The organism is Shouchella rhizosphaerae, assembly GCF_900142675.1.
Classification (GTDB): domain Bacteria; phylum Bacillota; class Bacilli; order Bacillales; family Bacillaceae_D; genus Shouchella; species Shouchella rhizosphaerae.
This window is the reverse complement of the sequence record NZ_FRBS01000008.1, coordinates 20881-39804: the sequence shown is the minus strand read 5'-3', so window position 1 is coordinate 39804 and position 18924 is coordinate 20881. Positions and strand designations below refer to the sequence as shown.

The 18924-nt window shown below is 45.3% G+C and carries 20 protein-coding genes and 1 tRNA gene; 18 read left to right on the top strand and 3 right to left on the bottom strand.

The genetic code is table 11. The annotated features are described in order from the left end of the window. The first annotated feature begins 76 nt into the window (after nt 1–76). From BUC05_RS19700 to BUC05_RS19675, 6 genes are all read left to right on the top strand, one after another. Nucleotides 77–733, top strand: a complete 657-nt coding sequence (locus tag BUC05_RS19700) for a 50S ribosomal protein L25/general stress protein Ctc (RefSeq protein ID WP_011244944.1) — start codon at nt 77–79, stop codon at nt 731–733. Between the two features lie 57 nt (nt 734–790). Further along, nucleotides 791–1348 (top strand): aminoacyl-tRNA hydrolase, encoded by a 558-nt coding sequence (gene pth, locus BUC05_RS19695; protein ID WP_035202166.1) that lies wholly within the window; start codon nt 791–793, stop codon nt 1346–1348. A 159-nt stretch (nt 1349–1507) separates the two neighbouring features. Then, nucleotides 1508–1735: an anti-sigma-F factor Fin family protein gene (locus BUC05_RS19690; RefSeq protein ID WP_035202169.1), complete on the top strand. Its 228-nt coding sequence runs from the start codon at nt 1508–1510 to the stop codon at nt 1733–1735. A gap of 271 nt (nt 1736–2006) precedes the next feature. Continuing rightward, nucleotides 2007–5549, top strand: a complete 3543-nt coding sequence (gene mfd / locus BUC05_RS19685; protein ID WP_035202172.1) for a transcription-repair coupling factor — start codon at nt 2007–2009, stop codon at nt 5547–5549. A 174-nt stretch (nt 5550–5723) separates the two neighbouring features. Next, a complete protein-coding gene (gene spoVT, locus BUC05_RS19680; RefSeq protein ID WP_011244948.1) occupies nt 5724–6263 on the top strand; it encodes a stage V sporulation protein T in 540 nt (179 codons plus the stop codon). Between the two features lie 118 nt (nt 6264–6381). Next, a complete protein-coding gene (locus BUC05_RS19675; protein ID WP_035202175.1) occupies nt 6382–7020 on the top strand; it encodes a YIP1 family protein in 639 nt (212 codons plus the stop codon). Between the two features lie 30 nt (nt 7021–7050). Here the strand turns inward: BUC05_RS19675 and BUC05_RS19670 are convergent, their stop codons facing one another. Together BUC05_RS19670 and BUC05_RS19665 are read right to left on the bottom strand one after the other, a co-directional pair. Then, a complete protein-coding gene (locus BUC05_RS19670; protein ID WP_011244950.1) occupies nt 7051–8115 on the bottom strand; it encodes an undecaprenyldiphospho-muramoylpentapeptide beta-N-acetylglucosaminyltransferase in 1065 nt (354 codons plus the stop codon). 33 nt (nt 8116–8148) lie between these two features. Beyond that, nucleotides 8149–8757, bottom strand: a complete 609-nt coding sequence (locus BUC05_RS19665) for a YIP1 family protein (protein ID WP_142237601.1) — start codon at nt 8755–8757, stop codon at nt 8149–8151. A gap of 288 nt (nt 8758–9045) precedes the next feature. Here BUC05_RS19665 and BUC05_RS19660 point away from each other — a divergent pair, with 288 nt between their 5' ends. The 4 genes from BUC05_RS19660 to BUC05_RS19645 are packed head-to-tail and all read left to right on the top strand — an operon-like array spanning nt 9046 to nt 13057. Then, a complete protein-coding gene (locus tag BUC05_RS19660) occupies nt 9046–10647 on the top strand; it encodes a polysaccharide biosynthesis protein (RefSeq protein WP_167369591.1) in 1602 nt (533 codons plus the stop codon). Nucleotides 10648–10660: 13 nt separating this feature from the next. After that, nucleotides 10661–12127, top strand: coding sequence for a bifunctional methyltransferase/pyrophosphohydrolase YabN (gene mazG, locus BUC05_RS19655; protein WP_073305778.1), 1467 nt, complete (start codon nt 10661–10663; stop codon nt 12125–12127). A gap of 13 nt (nt 12128–12140) precedes the next feature. Beyond that, complete coding sequence (locus BUC05_RS19650) at nt 12141–12395, top strand: RNA-binding S4 domain-containing protein (protein ID WP_035202177.1); 255 nt, start codon at nt 12141–12143, stop codon at nt 12393–12395. Then, nucleotides 12395–13057, top strand: coding sequence for an HAD family hydrolase (locus BUC05_RS19645; RefSeq protein ID WP_084140103.1), 663 nt, complete (start codon nt 12395–12397; stop codon nt 13055–13057). The genes BUC05_RS19650 and BUC05_RS19645 overlap by 1 nt, the downstream gene beginning before the upstream one ends. A gap of 167 nt (nt 13058–13224) precedes the next feature. Here the strand turns inward: BUC05_RS19645 and BUC05_RS19640 are convergent, their stop codons facing one another. Further along, complete coding sequence (locus tag BUC05_RS19640) at nt 13225–14190, bottom strand: 2-hydroxyacid dehydrogenase (protein ID WP_011244956.1); 966 nt, start codon at nt 14188–14190, stop codon at nt 13225–13227. A 130-nt stretch (nt 14191–14320) separates the two neighbouring features. On the opposite strand from BUC05_RS19640, the gene BUC05_RS19635 reads away from it, so the two are divergent. From BUC05_RS19635 to BUC05_RS19600, 8 genes are all read left to right on the top strand, one after another. After that, the gene (locus tag BUC05_RS19635; protein ID WP_035202178.1) at nt 14321–14818 is read left to right on the top strand and encodes a GNAT family N-acetyltransferase; all 498 of its coding nucleotides are present in this window, start codon (nt 14321–14323) and stop codon (nt 14816–14818) included. A gap of 114 nt (nt 14819–14932) precedes the next feature. Beyond that, entirely contained in the window at nt 14933–15964 is a 1032-nt protein-coding gene (locus tag BUC05_RS19630; protein WP_035202200.1) for an NAD(P)/FAD-dependent oxidoreductase, read from the top strand. A 99-nt stretch (nt 15965–16063) separates the two neighbouring features. Further along, nucleotides 16064–16645: a YqaA family protein gene (locus BUC05_RS19625; RefSeq protein ID WP_035202201.1), complete on the top strand. Its 582-nt coding sequence runs from the start codon at nt 16064–16066 to the stop codon at nt 16643–16645. Nucleotides 16646–16779: 134 nt separating this feature from the next. Further along, nucleotides 16780–17094 (top strand): sporulation protein YabP, encoded by a 315-nt coding sequence (yabP, locus tag BUC05_RS19620; protein WP_011244960.1) that lies wholly within the window; start codon nt 16780–16782, stop codon nt 17092–17094. After that, a complete protein-coding gene (gene yabQ, locus BUC05_RS19615; protein ID WP_011244961.1) occupies nt 17094–17657 on the top strand; it encodes a spore cortex biosynthesis protein YabQ in 564 nt (187 codons plus the stop codon). The genes yabP and yabQ overlap by 1 nt, the downstream gene beginning before the upstream one ends. Before the next feature lie 11 nt (nt 17658–17668). Continuing rightward, entirely contained in the window at nt 17669–18046 is a 378-nt protein-coding gene (locus BUC05_RS19610; RefSeq protein ID WP_244153330.1) for an FtsB family cell division protein, read from the top strand. Nucleotides 18047–18123: 77 nt separating this feature from the next. Then, the gene (locus BUC05_RS19605; protein WP_011244963.1) at nt 18124–18552 is read left to right on the top strand and encodes a S1 domain-containing RNA-binding protein; all 429 of its coding nucleotides are present in this window, start codon (nt 18124–18126) and stop codon (nt 18550–18552) included. Between the two features lie 194 nt (nt 18553–18746). Then, nucleotides 18747–18820: transfer RNA gene (locus tag BUC05_RS19600), tRNA-Met, on the top strand. Nucleotides 18821–18924 lie beyond the last annotated feature (104 nt).

The window sequence follows — 18924 nt, the reverse complement described above, 5'->3', positions numbered from 1 at the left end:
TGTCTGTTTGAAAACCAAGCTATGAGGGAACACATGTAAGTAGTTGTGTTAAATCTTACAGTAGAGGTGAAAGATCATGACCGTATTGAATGCTCGTGAACGCAAAGACCAAAAAGCACACCAAACAAAAGAACTCCGTAATCAAGGGCATGTCCCAGGCGTATTATATGGCAAAAAGGTTAAAAGTACACCTGTATCGGTAGAAGCTGTCGCCTTTTTAAAGACATTCCGCGATGTTGGCCAAAATGGCTTGTTTGACCTTCAATTAGAGAACGGCGGCAAACATCATGTCATGGTTCAAGAAGTACAAATCGATCCTCTTAACAATCAGTATATGCACGTTGATTTTTTTGAAGTGGATATGAATGAAGAACGGGATGTGAATGTCCCTGTCCATTTAGAAGGGGATGCGCCGGGAGCGAAGGAAGGCGGCATCGTCAACCACTTGCTTTATGAAATAACGGTCCATTGCCTTCCTGCTGACATTCCGGAATCAATAACGGTTGATATTTCAAACTTGAACATTGGCGACAGCCTTTCTGTTTCTGACATTCGTGCCAATGTGCCCGTTACGATTGTCAATGAAGATGATGAGACGGTTGTAACAGTAACACCGCCGACGGTTACTGAAGACCCAGATGCAACAGAGGAAGACAATACGACGGCAGAATCAGTGGAAGCGACAGGAGAACGTAATGACGATAACCTTGATCGGCCAGGTCGTGTAGAATAAGCGTAAAGGAAAGGTATGGCTCGTCTGAGTTATGCCTTTTTCGTAAAGGAGTAGCAAATGAAGTTAGTAGTGGGTCTAGGGAATCCTGGGAAAAAGTATGAACACACACGGCATAATATTGGGTTTGACATTATTGACCGTTGCGCACAAGAACTTGACTTGCCCCTGGACAAGCAAAAGTTTAAAGCCATTTATGGAGAAAAGCGGATCGGTAGTGAAAAAGTTGTTCTTTTAAAGCCGTTAACGTATATGAATTTATCAGGCGAAGCTGTACGTCCGTTTATGGATTATTTTAATATCAGCAACGACGAGCTTGTTGTGATTTATGATGATCTCGACTTGCCTGTAGGAAAAATACGCTTGCGAAAGAAAGGCAGCGCTGGTGGCCACAATGGCATTAAATCATTGATAGCTCATTTAGGAACAGAGGATTTTAACCGTATTCGTGTTGGAATAGGCAGGCCGGCCCATGGTGAACCTGTCGTCCATTATGTCCTCGATACGTATCGCAAAGAGGAATTGGCCTTTATGAATGAAGCGGCTGAAAAATCGGCAAAGGCGATTGAGGCGTGGCTAGAAAAGCCTTTTCTAGAAGTGATGAATACGTTTAATTGATCTGATAACGGTAACCGGTCGTTCTGACGGGAAGAACGAGCTATCCTATGGCTTGGGCCATGTTGGAAGCTCAATGGAAAAGGCAGCTACTAGAATTCGGATATTTTCCATCTTTTTTGCTCATACTATGGAAACCAAGTGTGAAAAAGAGGTGGGAAAATGGCTGTATACTATGGCTGCCGCCATTGCGGACAGACGATCGGTGTTGTATTTGAAAACGCAACCGAAGCTGACTTAGGTTTTCATGAATTGAATGAAATGGAAAAGGACGAACTATTGACTTACTACGAGAATGGTGATATACATGTGAAGGCCATATGTGAAGATTGCTATACAGCGTTGAGTGATAATCCTCAGCTGTATAGTTACCCGTATTTCATCCATTGAAAAGAGGCGGCTTCGTTTATAGAAAGAACAAAAATACCAACGCTTTGGTCAGCTTTTTAACCAAAGCATTTTTCCGTTCATAAGATGCATTGGCATATTCAGCATTGTCAATGAGTAGCAATAAGCAAGTTCCTTTAAGGAGTTATCGTTAAAAAGTCGAGTATGTATCTGTGAAAATACGTACGGCGCTCGGGGTTTCTTTAACGCGTCTCGACTTGTTTGTCCGCTTATATGAATACGCGAAGAGAAGAAATTCAGGGGGAAAGAAAAGATGTTAGGATTGCAGCAATTGGTGGGCAGCGTAAAAGAAGTGCGCGCTGTTGCAAAGGGTATTGAAAATGACATGAATGAGCAACTTCTTACTGGCCTGACCGGTTCCGCTCGCACGGTTGTAAGCGCTGCGTTATTCAGGGAAACAGGAAGAAGCCAACTCGTGGTTACCCATAATTTATACCAAGCCCAAAAAATATATGAAGATCTTGTTGAATTATTAGATGAGGACACAGTTTATCTTTATCCTGTGAACGAGCTCATCTCAGCCGAAATTGCAGTCGCTAGCCCGGAAATGAAAGCGCAGCGCTTGGATTTGCTTAATGCGCTTGTACAAGATTTTAAGGGCATTGTCGTCGCTCCGCTAGCTGGCATTCGCCGCTTGTTGCCGCCAAAGGCTTTATGGCAAAGCAGCCAGCTCCATTTGAAAACAGGCGAGGACATCGGTGATTTGGAAGAATTTATAAAAAATTTCGTCACAATGGGTTACCGCAGGTCTGATATGGTGTCAGCACCTGGGGAATTTAGTGTGCGCGGAGGCATTGTCGATCTGTATCCGCTTACGAAGGAACATCCTTTGCGAATTGAGCTGTTTGATACAGAAGTCGATTCAATGCGCTACTTTTCATTGGAGACGCAGCGTTCTGAAGGAATGATTGATGAAGTCACAATTGGTCCTGCTCAAGAAGTGCTGCTCCATCATCAACACTATAGCCACGGGGCGAAGTTGTTGGAAGAAAAATATGAGGCAACGCTAAAAAAAGTAGCAAGCAAACAAACACGGGATAAATTGCAAGAACATATTCCTTTTGAAATTGCCCAACTGAAGCAATCGGCTACGTTTGAAGGCATGTACAAATACATGTCGCTTTATTATGAAACGCCGCAATCGTTATTGTCTTATATGCCAGAAGATGCATTTGTCTGGGTGGACGAAATGAATCGCGTCAAAGAAATGGCGGAACACTTGCAAAAAGAAGAGGCGGAATGGCATACGGCAATGCTTGAACAAGGGAGCATCGTCCACGGTACGCACTTGTCCCTTGATGCACTTGCGAGGCTGCAACAGGCGCCGCAGCCGGTTCTTTATACGTCGCTTTTCCAAAAACAAGTACCTTCAACGAAGCCAGAGCAAATCATTAACTTATCCTGTAAATCGATGCAAAATTTCCATGGGCAGATGGATTTGCTTACTTCTGAAGTCAATCGCTGGCTTTCTAACGATTACACCGTTTTGTTCATTGCCGGAACAGAGGACCGTGCCAATCGGCTTGCTTTAAACTTAGAAGACGAAAAAATCGATGCCCATTTGATTGAGGCGATAACGGATTTGACTCCAAGTAAAGTGCAAATTTATACAGGGCACTTGCACACCGGATTTGAGCTATCCGAACAGAAACTTGTCGTCGTTACTGAAGAGGAAGTATTTTCAAAGCGGGCGAAACGTCCTAAGCGTCGGCAAAAGCTATCAAACGCTGAGCGGATTAAAAGCTATTCCGAATTAGCTGTCGGCGACTTGGTCGTTCATACGAATCATGGTGTCGGTAAATATTTAGGCGTTGAGACGCTTGAAATCAATGGCGTCCACAAAGATTATTTAAATTTGCGCTATGCGGGCAATGACAAGCTCTATGTGCCCGTCGAGCAAATTGACCAAGTGCAGAAATATGTCGGAACAGAAGAAAAAGATCCGAAGATTTATGCCCTCGGAGGAAGCGATTGGAAAAAAGTAAAAAAGAAAGTCCAATCTTCGGTTGAAGACATTGCTGATGATTTAATTAAGCTGTATGCAGAACGTGAAGCAAGCGTTGGCCACCGCTTTTCTTCTGACGGCCCGGAACAAGCTGAATTTGAAAGCTCATTCCCGTACCAGGAAACGGAAGACCAGCTACGGGCCATTAAGGAAATTAAAGAAGACATGGAAAAGCAACGGCCAATGGATCGCCTATTGTGCGGCGATGTTGGATACGGAAAAACGGAAGTCGCAATTCGTGCTGCCTTTAAGGCGATCATGGACGGCAAGCAAGTCGCCATTTTAGTACCGACAACTATTTTAGCGCAACAGCATTTTGAAACGATTTCAGACCGGTTTTCTGACTTTCCGATTACAGTTGGCGTTTTAAGCCGTTTCCGTTCGCGAAAAGAGCAAACGGAAGTGCTGAAAGGCTTAAAAGCAGGATCTGTAGATTTAGTCGTCGGTACGCACCGTCTGCTTTCAAAAGACGTACAGTTTAGAGACTTGGGGTTATTGATCGTCGATGAAGAACAGCGTTTTGGCGTTACCCATAAAGAGAAAATCAAACGCATGAAGGCCAATATCGATGTGCTAACGTTGACGGCGACGCCGATTCCGCGAACTCTCCATATGTCGATGCTCGGTGTTCGTGATTTATCGGTGATTGAGACGCCGCCAGAAAACCGCTTTCCTGTCCAAACGTATGTCGTTGAGTTTAATCCAGCCATTGTACGGGAGGCGATCGAGCGTGAACTAAGTCGTGGTGGCCAAGTGTATGTCCTCTATAACCGTGTAGAAGACATTGAGCGGATGACGGAGCAAATTTCTACGCTCGTCCCTGATGCAAGAGTAAGCTATGCACATGGGCAAATGAATGAGCGTGAACTGGAATCGATCATTTTGGATTTCCTTGAAGGGGAAAGCGATGTGCTCGTAACGACAACCATTATCGAAACAGGCGTTGACATTCCAAACGTGAATACGCTCATTGTTTGCAACGCCGACAAGATGGGCTTGTCCCAACTTTATCAAATTCGCGGGCGTGTTGGTCGCTCGAACCGAGTGGCGTACTCGTATTTTACGTACCAGCCTGACAAAGTGTTAACCGAAGTGGCTGAAAAGCGCCTGCAGGCCATCAAAGAATTTACTGAGCTTGGCTCAGGCTTTAAAATTGCGATGCGTGATTTAACGATCCGCGGTGCTGGAAACTTGTTAGGGTCTCAACAGCATGGCTTTATCGACTCTGTTGGATTTGACTTGTATTCGCAAATGTTGAAAGAAGCCATTGAAGAACGGAAAGGGGAAAAACCGAAAGAACCGCCATTTAAGGCGGAGCTGAATGTAAATATTGACGCCTACATTCCAGAGCGGTATATCCCTGACGCGAAACAAAAAATCGAGATGTACAAGCGCTTTAAAGGCGTGGAAACGTTAGAAGAAATCGCTGACCTGCAAGATGAACTCGTTGATCGTTTCGGCGAATATCCAAAACAAGTCGCTTATCTTTTTGAAATGACAAAAATTAAGCTGATTGCCGATCAAGAAAAAGTCGAAAAAATTACAGAAGGCAAAGACGCCGTTACGATTTTATTGACAGAGGAAACAACCAATCGCATCCATGTTGCAACGCTTGTCGATGCTGCCCAAAAAATCGGTCGTGACGTTAGCATCGGCTCGCAAGGAAACCAAATTAAACTAGTTATTAAGACAAAGCAACTTTCTGATGAAACATTGCTTGCGTACATCATTGAATTACTGGAAGCATTGATCCGTGCTGACAAGTCAAAGAAAGCGATGTCTGCGTCGTAAGGCTAGTCCTATTTTCTGCTTTATGGGCCTCCTTTCAAAAAAGATTACAAAATAATTCATTCGCTGGTGAATAGTTCATGGAAACGGAAGAATACTACATTTACACCCCATTGAATGTATTCTTCTGATTTGCATCATTCTGTGTAAACACCTTCAGAAAGAGAGGCTCTTCTTATGAAAGCAACAGGAATTGTACGACGCATTGACGATCTCGGGAGAGTGGTCATCCCGAAAGAAATACGCCGCACATTGCGGATTCGTGAAGGCGATCCTTTGGAAATATTTGTTGATCGTGACGGCGAAGTGATTTTGAAAAAATACTCGCCGATTTCCGAGCTTGGCGATTTTGCAAAAGAATATGCGGAAGCCCTTTATGATAGCTTAAATCAAAATGTACTCATCTCGGATCGTGATACGTATATTGCTGTAGCAGGGGCGCCAAAGAAAGAATTCGCCAATAAGGCAATTGGCGATGCGGTTGAGTCTGCTATGGTAGAACGTAAATCTTACTTGGAAGCCAATGCTGGAGAATACAACCTTGTTGGCGATCACAAAGACGATTTTCAAGGATATGTGGTCGCGCCAATTATTGCGGGCGGCGATCCCATTGGTACAGTGGTAATCTTCTCTAAAAACGAACCATTGAACGGCAATCTTGAACAAAAAATGGCTGAAACCGCTGCTGGCTTTTTGGCTAGGCAAATGGAGCAGTAGCACGACAAAAACACCATGGGCAGAACATGGTGTTTTTTGTGTGCTTTCTTTGCATCAATTGAAAAGAGACTATGATACGATAAGAGTTCAAGTAAAAAAAGGAGGTATATCAAAAAACATGCAAAATTGGTTTAAAGTATGGATTCGTCCCCGTCAAGTTGTCGCTGACGAATTAAAAACAGCCAGAGAAAAGAAGCAGACATGGAATTATTTGCTGATTGCTTATGTGTCTGCTGTACTGAGCACTTTTACGAATTTTTCAAGCGGAGTTGTTCCAACATTTGTTTACGTTATTGTGTTTGCTTTACTTACTAGCATTGTGGTAGCTCCGATTAGCCTGTATGTCCTCTCTTGGCTATACAAGTGGGTCGGCAGTTGGCTTGGGGGAAAAGGGACAGCGCTTGACCTTCGCGTCGCTACTGTACATACAAGCATGATCCCATTGATTATTCATGGCCTTATTAGCATTCCTTTTATTCTTGTTATTGGCGAAACCTATTATTGGTTCGACCTAGAAAGCATTCTGTTAGGGATAGAGATCGCGCTTTCGCCACTACAACTGTGGGCACAAAACATCCTCGGCCTTATCAGTCTGACAGCGGGTATTTGGACATTCGTGCTTTTGATGCATGGAATTGGCGAAGCCCATCAATTTTCCGCATGGAAATCAGTTTTGGTTGTCCTCATTTTAGGAGCAATGCTCGTCGTGATTGCGGTTGTTGTTAGCTTTTTACTCGCAATCGTTGGTGCTCTATAAGTCCAATAAAAAAACGCCCATGGGCGTTTTTTATTGGACCTCTTGCTCAAGCTTCTCTGTAATGTAGGCAACAGCGTTTGTTGCTTGGCTCGCATTCATTGCCTCAATGTATGTTTGCCTTCCATTATAAAGCTCTTGGACTTCCTGTTGCAATGTTTCCTTTGTCAAGTTTTCTTCCTCTAACATGCGGGCGTAACCATTTTTGACAAAAGTTTGGGCGTTCAAGATTTGGTCGCCACGGCTTTGTGCTCGTGAAAGAGGGATGATAAGCATGGGGATGTGCAAAGCCAAAAACTCAAAAATGGCATTCGAACCGCCGCGTGTGACAACAAGGTCAGCCGCTTGAAGAAAGTGAGGCAGTTCGTCATGAACATATTCATATTGTTTATAGTTGCGGCGCCCTTCCAACGCTGGATCGAGGTGGCCTTTTCCGCAAATATGAATGATTTGATACGTGTTTGTAAGCGTATCGAGGGATTCGCGAATGGCTTCGTTGATCCGCTTTGCCCCTAAGCTCCCGCCCATAACGAGCAATGTCGGCCGCTCTCGGCTAAAATCAGTGATGGTCAGCCCTTGAATGCGGGAGCCTTCGAGAAGCTCGCGGCGAATTGGAGAGCCGACCGTTGTGGTTGCTTCTTTTGGAAAATGGGCGGCTGTTTCAGCGAATGATGTATAAAATGTGTTAGCAAATCGTTTAGCGAGGCGGTTTGCAAGCCCGGGCGTCAAGTCGCTTTCATGCAAATGGACGGGGATTCGGAGCGTATAAGCTGCCGCCACAACTGGTACCGTCACAAAGCCACCCTTGGAAAATACAACATCAGGCTTTTCCGCTTTTAAAATTTTCCGGGCTTGGCGAAAACCATTTGCAATTCGAGCAATATCGGTCACATTTTTCCAATCCATATAGCGGCGTAGCTTGCCACTTGAGATGCCAAAGTAGCGAATTCCGGCCTTTTCAACTAGTTGCCGTTCAATTCCTTCATAAGAGCCGATATAAGCAATTGACCAGTCTTTGTCATTAAGCTCGTTGATAATAGCAAGATTCGGGGTGACATGGCCAGCCGACCCTCCCCCAGTAAAAATAATTTTTTTCATAAAAGTCCCTTCTGTTCAAACGGATTTCAATTCCTATATAAAAAGCCGTGTGATTTGGTCAATGACGATAAAAAGAATCGCCATACAGCCAAGAAAAGCGATCAAAATCAGCATCGACCGCCACAGTTTAATTTTTTGCGCTTCTGCAAAAGCAACGAGAAAAATGCCGATTAACCAAATCGAAGCCACGTTATGGACAAACACGCCGATTTGGTAAATGATATATACGACGTTGCTGTGTAAAAAATAAGCCTGCACATAGGCTATACCAAAAAGGAGTATGCTGACAAGTCCTAGCAGGATTCCTGGCATAAAAAAGCCATAAACCAGTGCTTTTCTTGTTGCTTCCACATTGCCATTGCCACCATACCAACTGCCGACCTTTCCCAGAAGAAGGCCAAACACGTAGTATAGCAAAGGACCCATCAAAGAACCAATCACTAAAATAACCAATATGGAGGCGGCTGACAACTCGCCTAGCAAAATAAAGGCTTGGATGTGAGAATAGGACAATGTCGTAAGCAAGCCAAACAATAATGAGATCAATAGGGCGGCTTTTTTATGTAAGCCATACTGAAGGACATCCTGCATCTGCCTACGCGGGTGGAGCCAGACCGAAAACCATAGGTTTCGCGCTTTCAAAACATCACCTTCGCTTATCAAATTCTACCCTCTATCATACCACGTTTCTCTAGTCGGATTGAAGCGCACTGGAAAAAGAAAATAATTATTAGTATCATACATAGAGAAAGACGCAAAAATACCGGTTGGACGGTTGGGGCCGACCATCCTACATAGGGGATCGAAGCCCGTTGCAGAGAACACCGTGTTAGTGTCAAAAAGGAGAGGAATGCTGCTTTTAATAACACCGTAAACAATGGAGCAATAGGCTCGTTTTCCTTTGTTTATGTTATGAGTAGCAAACAATGGTTGGGTGATTCAGGCAGGACGGGAGCAGTAAAAGGCGCAGTGTTTATTGCGTTTGCAGCACTGATGGCTAAGGTACTATCGGCTGTCTACCGGATCCCATTTCAAAACATTGCTGGTGACTTTGGTTTTTACGTATACCAGCAAATCTACCCTTTTTACGGGACAATTGCCATTCTAGCCCTTTATGGCTTTCCAGTTGTGATTTCCCGGCAAGTTGCTGAGAAGAAGGCGCAAGGGCTAGAAAAACAAGCAAATGAATTGGCCAGACAAGCGTTTGTGGGAATGACCGTATTCGCTGTCGTTGCTAGTATTGGATGTGCAGCAGCAGCGCCGTTAATTTCCCAATTTATGGGAGATGAACGCCTTGCCCCCCTTCTCCGCCTCGTAAGCGTTGGCTTTTTGTTTTTGCCTATATTGAGCGTAGGTAGGGGAGTTGGACAAGGATACGGCGATATGAAACCGACAGCTTTTTCCCATATAGGCGAACAGCTTATACGGGTAGCGGCGATTATTTTTGTGACATATGCTTTGGCAGCTGCTAATAGTGGGCCTTATATGATCGGCACAGGCGCTGTGTATGGCTCGCTTTTAGGGAGCTTAGCTGGTTGTATCATTGTTATAGTTGCTACAAGGCAGATTAAATGGAAAAAATGGGCGCTTTCCTTCGCCTCTATAGGCTCAGCGCTTAGGCAAAGTACATCGATTTTATCGCAAAGCGTTTACGTTTGTATCAACGCTTTAGTCTTATTGCTGTTTCAAATGATTGACGTTTTTACTGTCGTTCGTTTGCTCCAAGAAGCAGGCTTACAAGAAGAACAAGCTTATTTGGCAAAGGGTGTGTATGACCGAGGTCAGCCGCTCATACAGCTTGGCACGGTGCTCGCCACTTCCCTTGCTCTCGCCCTTGTTCCCCTGTTGGCTAAAGCGCTGGCAAGAGGAAAGGAGCAACATGCGCAGATGTACCGCGATGCAGCAGTTCGGATGACGCTTTTGCTAGGGGGAGGGGCCGCGATTGGCTTGGTTGTACTGATGGGACCGGTCAACCATATGCTGTTTACAGACCGTGCAGGAACAGACATCTTGCAAGTTGTTGCTGTCTCGATTTTCCCTGCTTCGCTCTATTTGACGGCTGCAGCGATTTTGCAAGGCTATGGCAAAATTCATATTCCCCTTTATGCCGTGGCTGTTGGTCTTGCAGTAAAGCTGGCGGGTAACCTCTTGTTTATCCCAGTGATGGCATCAGCAATGGGTGGGGCGTATGCAAGTTTATTTGCCTTTTTGGCGATGGCGGCTCTCGCTCTGTACGCGATTAGGCGCCAAGATGGTGTTCTGTTTGTGCAAAAACGTTCCTATATAAGCACTGGTGTGACGCTTTTCTTGCTGTTCCTAGTCGCTTATGGATGGAAGTGGTTGTTAGAGGCGTTTCTTTTCACAAGTGAGGAACGAGTAGGCGATACAATGATTGCCTTATCCACATCGCTTGTCGGGGTGGCCACCGTTGCTTGTTGTTTGCTTGCCAGTTCTGTTTTGACATTGCGTGAGTGGGCAAGCGTTCCAAAGCTGGCAAATTGGCGGCGAAAAGCAATGAATATTTTAAAGTAAAGGCAAGGTGACTATGGGAACCATATCAGTTGTTGGACTAGGAGCAGGCAATCTTGCGCAACTGCCGCTTGGCATTTACCGTGCCTTAAAAAAGGCGAATCGCATTTATGTACGTACAGACAACCATCCCGTCCTAGTGGAATTAGCGGAAGAGGGGCTGGCGTTTACGTCATTTGATTCTGTTTATGAACAACATAGCGAATTTGAAGATGTTTATAAAGAGATTACAACGCGCTTGCTGGAAGAGGCAAAACAAGACGACGTCCTTTATGCCGTGCCTGGACATCCATTTGTGGCGGAGCGGACGATTCAACTTTTGCAAAAGCAAGCGCAAGGAACAGGTGTAACGATCGATGTCCTTGGCGGTGCCTCGTTTTTGGACAACATGTACACAGCTTTGGCAATCGACCCCATTGAAGGCTGCCAAATTGTTGACGGCACGGCACTACGAGCGGAAGAGTTGCAAATTCGTCATCACCTCATCATCGTGCAAGTATACGATGCACTGATCGCGTCAGAAGTAAAACTGACGTTAATGGAAAAGTTGCCAGACGATTATGAAGTATCGATTGTGACCGCAGCTGGCACGCCAAAGCAGTCGATTTTGCGTGTGCCTTTGTTTGAATTGGACCATTATGTAAAAGCAAACAATTTAACCGCTGTATATGTGCCGCCTGTAAGAGAGGATCGATTATTGCATCGCGACTTCTCCTATTTGCGAGGCGTCATTGCCACGTTGCGGGGGCCGGAAGGCTGTCCTTGGGACCAGAAGCAGACACACCATACATTAAAACGGTACTTGCTTGAGGAAGCATTTGAAGTGTTTGAGGCGATTGATGAAGAAGACGACAGCCATTTGGCAGAAGAGTTGGGCGACGTCTTGCTGCAAGTGCTCCTGCATGCGCAAATTGGCGAAGAACAAGGCTATTTTAACGTGGATGATGTGATTGGGACACTTACGGAAAAAATGATTCGCCGCAACCCCCATGTGTTTGGCGGGGCAAAGGCGGAAACTGCTGGCGAAGTGTTACAGACATGGCAGCAAATAAAAGCGCAAGAACAAGCAGAACAGCCCAAGCCCAAGTCTGCATTAGACGGGCTAGCTGCAACCAATTCCATGCTTGTAGATGCAGCCGCCTTGCAAAAGCGTGCAGCCAAGACCGGTTTTGAATGGGCGAACGTCGAAGAAGTGTGGGAAAAATTGTTTGAGGAAATAGAAGAATTTAAAGTGGAAGCTGCCAAGACAAGCAAAAGCAAAATGGAAAAAGAATATGGGGATATTCTGCTTGCAGCGGTAAGCTTGGCTAGATTTTATGATCTATCCCCAGAGATCGCGCTCCACCGTTCGTTGACTACATTTAAAAAGCGGTTTTTGTATGTTGAACAAAAAGCGCAGGAAAAAGGGCAGGCGATAGCCGACATAGAGATGAGCGAACTGGATCGCTGGTGGAATGAAGCGAAAGGCAAATTTAACGAATAAGAGGAGTGATTGGATGCGGTTGGATAAATTTTTAAAAGTGTCGCGCCTAATTAAAAGGAGGACGTTAGCGAAAGAAGTTAGTGACCAAGGCAGAGTCACGGTCAATGGCCAAGTAGCAAAAGCGGGGACAACAGTAAAAGCAGGAGATGAACTGGCGATTCGGTTTGGACAAAAAATCGTCACGGTAAAAATAAACGACGTACGTGATACCACACGAAAAGAAGAAGCTGCTGAAATGTATACGATTGTTAAAGAGGAGTCTGTATAATGCGCGGTTTTATTTTTGATATGGACGGCGTCATCATTGACAGCGAGCCGCTCCATTTCCAAGTAGAGCAAGATGTGTGTAAGAAATACGGCGTCGAGCTGGCGGAAAAAGAATTAGAATCCTATGTAGGCACCCGCGCGAGGGATATGTGGCAGCAAATCAAGAAAACACACGGGGCCACGTTTGAAGTATCTGCCGTGCTGAATGAAGCCAATGAGCGAAAGCAAGCCTATGTTGTCAGCGGGAAAGTCGAACCGATCCCTGGCATTAAAGAACTGCTTGCAGCTTTAAAAAATAACGGGTACCGCATTGGTTTAGCGTCTTCGTCGCCACGGCCATTCATTGAAGCAGTGCTTAACAGTTTTGGCATCAGCGACTATTTTGATGTTGTCATGAGCGGAGAGGAAGTCGCTAACGGGAAGCCTGAACCTGACGTTTATAGGGAAACAGCCGAAAAACTTGGCGTTCAACCGGACGCTTGCACGGTATTAGAAGACGCTGCACATGGCGTGCAGGCTGCATTGGCCGCAGGAATGCGCGTCATTGGCTTTGTTAACCCAAATTCAGGTAGCCAAGACTTGAGTGCAGCACACGACCAAGTAAACGATATAGGGCAAATCCAACCGCAAGCGGCGGAAATCATGATCGAGAAAAATCAATAACTGCATTCAGCCTGATAAGGAGTGCAGGTGAGGGAAGCTGCGAATAGAACCGGTGTTCATAAGCATATGACTAAGGCAAACGACGACGTATGATGTATGCGAGCATGCATCTACAGTATGAAGCCGTAAACAAAAAAATTGTTTACGGCTAGAATGTTCGACGCTGTTTAGGAAAGCGCATCGCGGGGCTTTTGCCCGAGTGCTCCAGCCACAAGGTTTTCTGCAGCGCGCAGCGCCATCGCTTCACGGGTAGCAGCTGTGGCTGAGCCAATATGAGGTGTCAATGTAACATTATCCAACTCTAGCAATGGATGTCCTGGTGGCAATGGTTCGACTTCAAACACATCAAGAGCAGCACCAAAAATCGTTTTTTGCTTTAATGCTTCAATTAGGGCAGCTTCGTCGATAACGGCACCACGGGCCCCATTGACGAGAATGGCCGTTTCTTTCATTTTGCTTAGCTCTTCTTTTCCGATTAAATGCTTTGTTGCCTCAGTCAGTGGTACCATGATGACAACGACGTCGGCTTGTTCAAGCAGCTCGTGTAATTCTACTTTTTTGGCGCCATACTTCTTTTCGACTTCTGGCCTGCTTGAGCGGTTATGGTAAAGGATCTTCATCCCAAAACCTTCCTTGGCGCGATGGACGATTTTTTCGCCAATGCGCCCCATGCCGACAATACCGAGTGTTTGGTTGTAGACATCTTGACCATATAGAGACTGTGCCGTCGTCTGTTTTGTCCAGTTGCCTGCCTTGACTTGTTCGTGCAGTGGAGCGATGCGGCGCGCCCCTGATAGAATGAGGCCGAACAGCAAGTCTGCAACCGTTTCGTCAAGAACATACGGCGTGTTTGTGACATAAATGTTTTGCTCCGCTAAGCCTGCAACATCAAAACCATCGTAGCCCACGGTGGCGGTGCTAATCACTTTTAGCTTGCTAGCATGTTTAACGAGCTCGGTATCTGCACCAATTCCTGTCAGCATCGCGCCGTCCACATCAGCCAATTCGTGGGCCAATGCTTCTCTAGTTAGCGGTTTGCTCTCGTCCCATATCCGCAAATGGCAGAATTGTGAGATATGGTTAAGCGCAGCGTCAGGCAACGAACGTGCTAAAAAAACAGTTGGTTTGCTCATATGTACCCCTCCTCTAAGTGTAACGATAGCAATCTATGCTTGATTTGTCACCTCCCTCCTTAATGCAGGAGGGAATAAATCAATGTAGAATGATCTGAGAAAGTTAATTAGGATATGGGGGCGAGTAGTTGTGCAACTTCGAGAAATAACAATTAGCGATGCAAAGCCGTTTTTGCAATTGCAGTTGCAATTAGACAAAGAAGCGAGTTATATGCTCTATGAGCCTGGGGAAAGAACGACAACGGTGCGAGAACAGCGGAAGGCGATTGCCGATATCCAGCAGTCTCCGTCATCCACCATTTTTGTAGCGGAACACGACAAGAAGCTGATTGGCTATCTGAGTGTGTTTGGTTCCCGATTGCAGCGCATTCGCCATGTGGGCTATATTACAATCGGGATTTTAGAGGATTATTGCAACCGAGGACTTGGCAGGAAGCTGCTAGAGAAAGCGGACCATTTTGCACAGAGCGTTCAGCTTCACCGACTCGAGCTAACGGTGATTGAAGAGAATGCACGGGCGCTGCACGTGTACCAAAAATGTGGGTATGAGCAAGAAGGCGTCCGCCGCCGGGCAATCCGACATGGCCACAAGTGGCTTAATGAGATTTATATGGGGAAATTGTTGTAAACCTCATTTTGGCGCTTGAAAATGGTCCATTCCTCCTCTAAACTAAAAGAAAAGTGAGAATGATTTTCATTATCCTATAGAGTGGACGGAGGAATAACCGTGCAGGAAAAAGAGATGTTTGACCTAACGATTATCGGTGGCGGGCCAGCCGGTTTATATAGCACGTTTTATGCAGGGATGCGCGATTTAAAAGTAAAGCTCGTCGAATACAATAAAGAGCTAGGCGGCAAAATTTTGTTTTACCCAGAAAAAATTATTTGGGATGTTGGGGGAATGCCGCCTACAACAGGCAGAACATTAATTAACCAGCTTGTGGAACAGGCAACGACCTTTAACCCAACGATATGTTTAAATGAACACATTGTACGGATGGTGCGGGAGCCTGACAACACGTACACCCTTTTTAATGAGCAAGGTAAGGCCCATTATACACGGGCGGTCATGCTTGCCTCTGGGCATGGCATCCCTGTTATGCAAAAGCTTGAAATTGAGGGTGCCGACCGGTATGAAATTTCCAATCTCCATTACACGGTCACGCAAATGGACATATTTGCAAACAAGCGGGTTTTAATTTCTGGAGGGGGCAATGCAGCTGTCGACTGGGCGAATGAACTTGCCAACATTTCAAAAGAAGTGGTTGTGTGCCATCGGCGCGATGAATTTGGCGGCCATGAGAAAAATGTAGAGCAAATGAAATCTGTAACAAAAATACACACGCCCTACCAAATAAAAGAACTGCATGGCGTAGGCTCTGCGATTGAAGCGGTTACCCTTGCTCATTGTGATACAGGCGAACAACGACAAATCGAAGTCGATGCTGTCATTGTAAACCATGGGATGAAACTAGATGGCTGCTTTTTAATCGAAGCAGGCCTTGCATTGGAAGAAGACGGCTTTCTCCGCGTATCGGCCTGTATGGAGACAAGTCAGCCTGGCATTTTTGCAGCCGGAGATGTGACAAGGCATGAAGGGAAACTTCAGCTCATATCGGGGGCGTTTGTTGAAGGGGCAACAGCAGTAAATGGCGTTAAGCAGTTTTTGGACCCGAAAGCGGATAAGCAAGCATATGTATCTTCCCATAATGAAAAATTTAAGAAAAAAAATGAGCAGCTAAAGCAGGAGAAACAAGCACAGCTAATGAACTAAGTTGGCAAGGCTGTACTTAGACAGCGCCAGCGCTCATAAATATAGAGAATAAAAGAAGCTCTTGTTTCAGAGAGGGGCGCCAATCGATTGGACGGAATAATGGGGTTTTTGGAAGATTTTGGTTACTGGGGATTGTTCGTGCACGCCTTTGCAGATGCTGTGATTTTTCCAGTGCCTGCGTTTTTTCTACAAGTGTCTTTAAGCTTGCTCCACCCAAACCAAGCCATTTGGTTTGCAACAGTGGGGTATATCGCTTGTCTTCTTGGCACGCCAGTAGGATATATGCTCGGCCGTTTGCTTGGAAACTCTGTCTTGCAAAAGTGGTTAAAACCAAGCGCTTTAACAAAGGCCGAGAATCTGTTTAAGAAGAACGGTGAGGCTGCTATATTAATTGGCGCATTTACGCCGATCCCTTTTAAAGTATTTACGATTTTATCAGGGGCGCTCCACTTTTCGCTATGGAAACTGATGGTTTACGCCGCACTTGGGAGGGCTGTTAAATTTTATGCAGTTGGCATCCTCTTTTATGTATATGGGCGTGCAGCCGAGAACATGGTTCATTCATACTTAACTTACGGGATGTTAGGAGTCGCTATTCTTCTTGCCATTGGCATCAACGTAAAGCGTCGCATTCAAGAGCGCCCAAAAACAGAACCGCAAAAGGGCAAAGAACTTTCATAAGTGGAAGCAACACCCTTTAAGCGATAGGACCAGCCGTCTCTATGAGAGGATGTTTTGTGCTAGAAGCTTGTTCTAGGGGCAAAGCCCCATGCATACATTGCAATAAAGACATGCTTTCTAGGAGGGTGCAGAAAATGGACGGTTCTACTTACGAGTTTGGCACGCCAATGGGACGTGAAAGAAAAACCAACGACCACGACGTTACGTTGCGCGGGCGCAAGCAATTAGATATAACAGGCGTCAAACAAGTAGACAGTTTCGATAGCGAAGAATTTTTGCTAGAAACGGTACAAGGCTATTTGTCGGTCCGAGGCGAAAACCTTCATATGAAAAACTTAAATGTTGAGCAAGGGAATGTTTCGATTGAGGGAAAAATCCACGACCTGATTTATGTCGATCAAAACCAGCAAGGAAAATCCAAAGGGCTCTTTGGAAAACTGTTTAAATAATGGCTTTAACTGTTCAGTTCTATACAATGGTCGCTATGGCCGCAATGGGCATTTGTCTTGGCGCGGCTGTTGATACGTACGGCCGTTTTCTGCCAAGGCAACGTACTTTCCGCATTCACATCGCCTTGCTTGACATTGCCTTTTGGATTGTCCAAGCGCTGCTTGTCTTTTATATTTTATTTAAGACAAACCAGGGAGATATCCGAATTTACGTATTTTTGGCGCTACTCTGTGGCTATGCTGCCTACCAAGCATTGTTTAAAGGCGTGTATAATTGGTTCGTCAATTTAGTCATTACAATTGTTCAGGCTGTATTACGGTTCGTTTGGGGTTTGTTAAAAGCGCTCATTGTCATGCCGATAAAATGGTTGTTGATGTCTGTGCGTCGCTTGGTTATGATTATAGTAATCTCTGTGTGGAGCATCATTCTTTATGTCCTGCTTAAACCCCTATATTGGCTAATGAAAAAACTAGGCGTTGTTGGCCTGTTAAAAAAAGGACAGCCTATCTTGCGTAAATGGCAGGAACGATTGGAGCGTTTTAGGAAAAAAGACGAGAGGTGAGCGACTTGGCAGTGAAACACCGGGCAACGATTAAAGAACTTGACACAGACTATATGGAGCAAAGGCAGCAAGAACTAATCCGACAAGCGAAAAGGCGAAAAGGACTCTATCGCCGGCTTGGATTTATGGGCATCGTCTTTAGTGTGCTCGCTATTTGTTGCAGTGTAACGCTATTTTCGCAACGAGCTGATATTAATGATAAACGGCAAGAACAACAAGCTGCTGCTGAACAATTGGAACAGCTAAAGAATGAGGAAGAACAGCTCTTGCGCGACATTGCCAATTTTCAAGACGATGAATTCATTAAAGAGATTGCTAGACGTGACTATTACCTCACTCTTCCAGGGGAAACAAGAATTAACGTCTCCAAGCAGCAGTCAAGCGATTGACACCAAAATTTCAGGTCGGGTATAATATATTGGAGTACGTTTAGTTCACCCAAAATTTAAGGAGGATGTACGTTTTCATGTCCATTGAAGCAGGCAGCAAGCTGCAAGGCAAGGTGACTGGCATTACACATTTCGGTGCATTTGTGGAATTGCCAGGCGGATCAACGGGTCTGGTTCACATTAGTGAGGTTGCGGATCATTATGTAAAAGATATAAATGAACTTCTAAAGGTTGGCGATGAAGTGACAGTCAAAGTCGTCAATGTAGAAAAAGACGGCAAAATTGGTCTTTCGATCCGTAAAGCGGTTGACCGTCCCGAAGGAGAAAGCCGCCCTCCGCGCCCTCATCCGCGCTCCGGTAACAATCGGGGAGGCGGAAAGTCGCGCCCTGCTCCGTCTTTTGAAGACAAAATGAGCCGTTTCCTAAAAGATAGCGAAGAACGTTTGTCGACGATTAAAAGGCAAACAGAGTCTAAACGCGGCGGTCGGGGTGCAAAACGCGGATAGCGATGTTGCTTGTGTAACGTATATCTGTTTGTAAATAGGAGTGAGAGAGGAGCAGGGCAATCCTGCTCCTCTCATGTTGTCGACAACATTACTCAGACTGATAGAAATGGGAGAAGGAAATTCGGTTTGCTCTAGATTTTAATGTTGACTTTCACCCAAAAAACAAGTATATTAACTAATGTCGTGAAAAGCGAGGCGGTGTAGCTCAGCTGGCTAGAGCGTACGGTTCATACCCGTGAGGTCGGGGGTTCGATCCCCTCCGCCGCTATCTATCATTTGTCAGACGAGTAGAAAGACATTGAGCGTTTTCTACTGGATGAAACCCTCTTTTCTGTTAAGGAAAAAAGGGTTTTTTTGTGTCTCATAAACAAA

What these genes read in the sequence shown, in the direction of transcription:
- BUC05_RS19700 (WP_011244944.1), top strand. Translation starts at nt 77, where the DNA reads ATGACCGTATTGAATGCTCGTGAACGCAAAGACCAAAAAGCACACCAA.
- pth (WP_035202166.1), top strand. Translation starts at nt 791, where the DNA reads ATGAAGTTAGTAGTGGGTCTAGGGAATCCTGGGAAAAAGTATGAACAC.
- BUC05_RS19690 (WP_035202169.1), top strand. Translation starts at nt 1,508, where the DNA reads ATGGCTGTATACTATGGCTGCCGCCATTGCGGACAGACGATCGGTGTT.
- mfd (WP_035202172.1), top strand. Translation starts at nt 2,007, where the DNA reads ATGTTAGGATTGCAGCAATTGGTGGGCAGCGTAAAAGAAGTGCGCGCT.
- spoVT (WP_011244948.1), top strand. Translation starts at nt 5,724, where the DNA reads ATGAAAGCAACAGGAATTGTACGACGCATTGACGATCTCGGGAGAGTG.
- BUC05_RS19675 (WP_035202175.1), top strand. Translation starts at nt 6,382, where the DNA reads ATGCAAAATTGGTTTAAAGTATGGATTCGTCCCCGTCAAGTTGTCGCT.
- BUC05_RS19670 (WP_011244950.1), bottom strand. Translation starts at nt 8,115, where the DNA reads ATGAAAAAAATTATTTTTACTGGGGGAGGGTCGGCTGGCCATGTCACC.
- mazG (WP_073305778.1), top strand. Translation starts at nt 10,661, where the DNA reads ATGGGAACCATATCAGTTGTTGGACTAGGAGCAGGCAATCTTGCGCAA.
- BUC05_RS19650 (WP_035202177.1), top strand. Translation starts at nt 12,141, where the DNA reads ATGCGGTTGGATAAATTTTTAAAAGTGTCGCGCCTAATTAAAAGGAGG.
- BUC05_RS19645 (WP_084140103.1), top strand. Translation starts at nt 12,395, where the DNA reads ATGCGCGGTTTTATTTTTGATATGGACGGCGTCATCATTGACAGCGAG.
- BUC05_RS19640 (WP_011244956.1), bottom strand. Translation starts at nt 14,190, where the DNA reads ATGAGCAAACCAACTGTTTTTTTAGCACGTTCGTTGCCTGACGCTGCG.
- BUC05_RS19630 (WP_035202200.1), top strand. Translation starts at nt 14,933, where the DNA reads ATGTTTGACCTAACGATTATCGGTGGCGGGCCAGCCGGTTTATATAGC.
- BUC05_RS19625 (WP_035202201.1), top strand. Translation starts at nt 16,064, where the DNA reads ATGGGGTTTTTGGAAGATTTTGGTTACTGGGGATTGTTCGTGCACGCC.
- yabP (WP_011244960.1), top strand. Translation starts at nt 16,780, where the DNA reads ATGGACGGTTCTACTTACGAGTTTGGCACGCCAATGGGACGTGAAAGA.
- yabQ (WP_011244961.1), top strand. Translation starts at nt 17,094, where the DNA reads ATGGCTTTAACTGTTCAGTTCTATACAATGGTCGCTATGGCCGCAATG.
- BUC05_RS19605 (WP_011244963.1), top strand. Translation starts at nt 18,124, where the DNA reads ATGTCCATTGAAGCAGGCAGCAAGCTGCAAGGCAAGGTGACTGGCATT.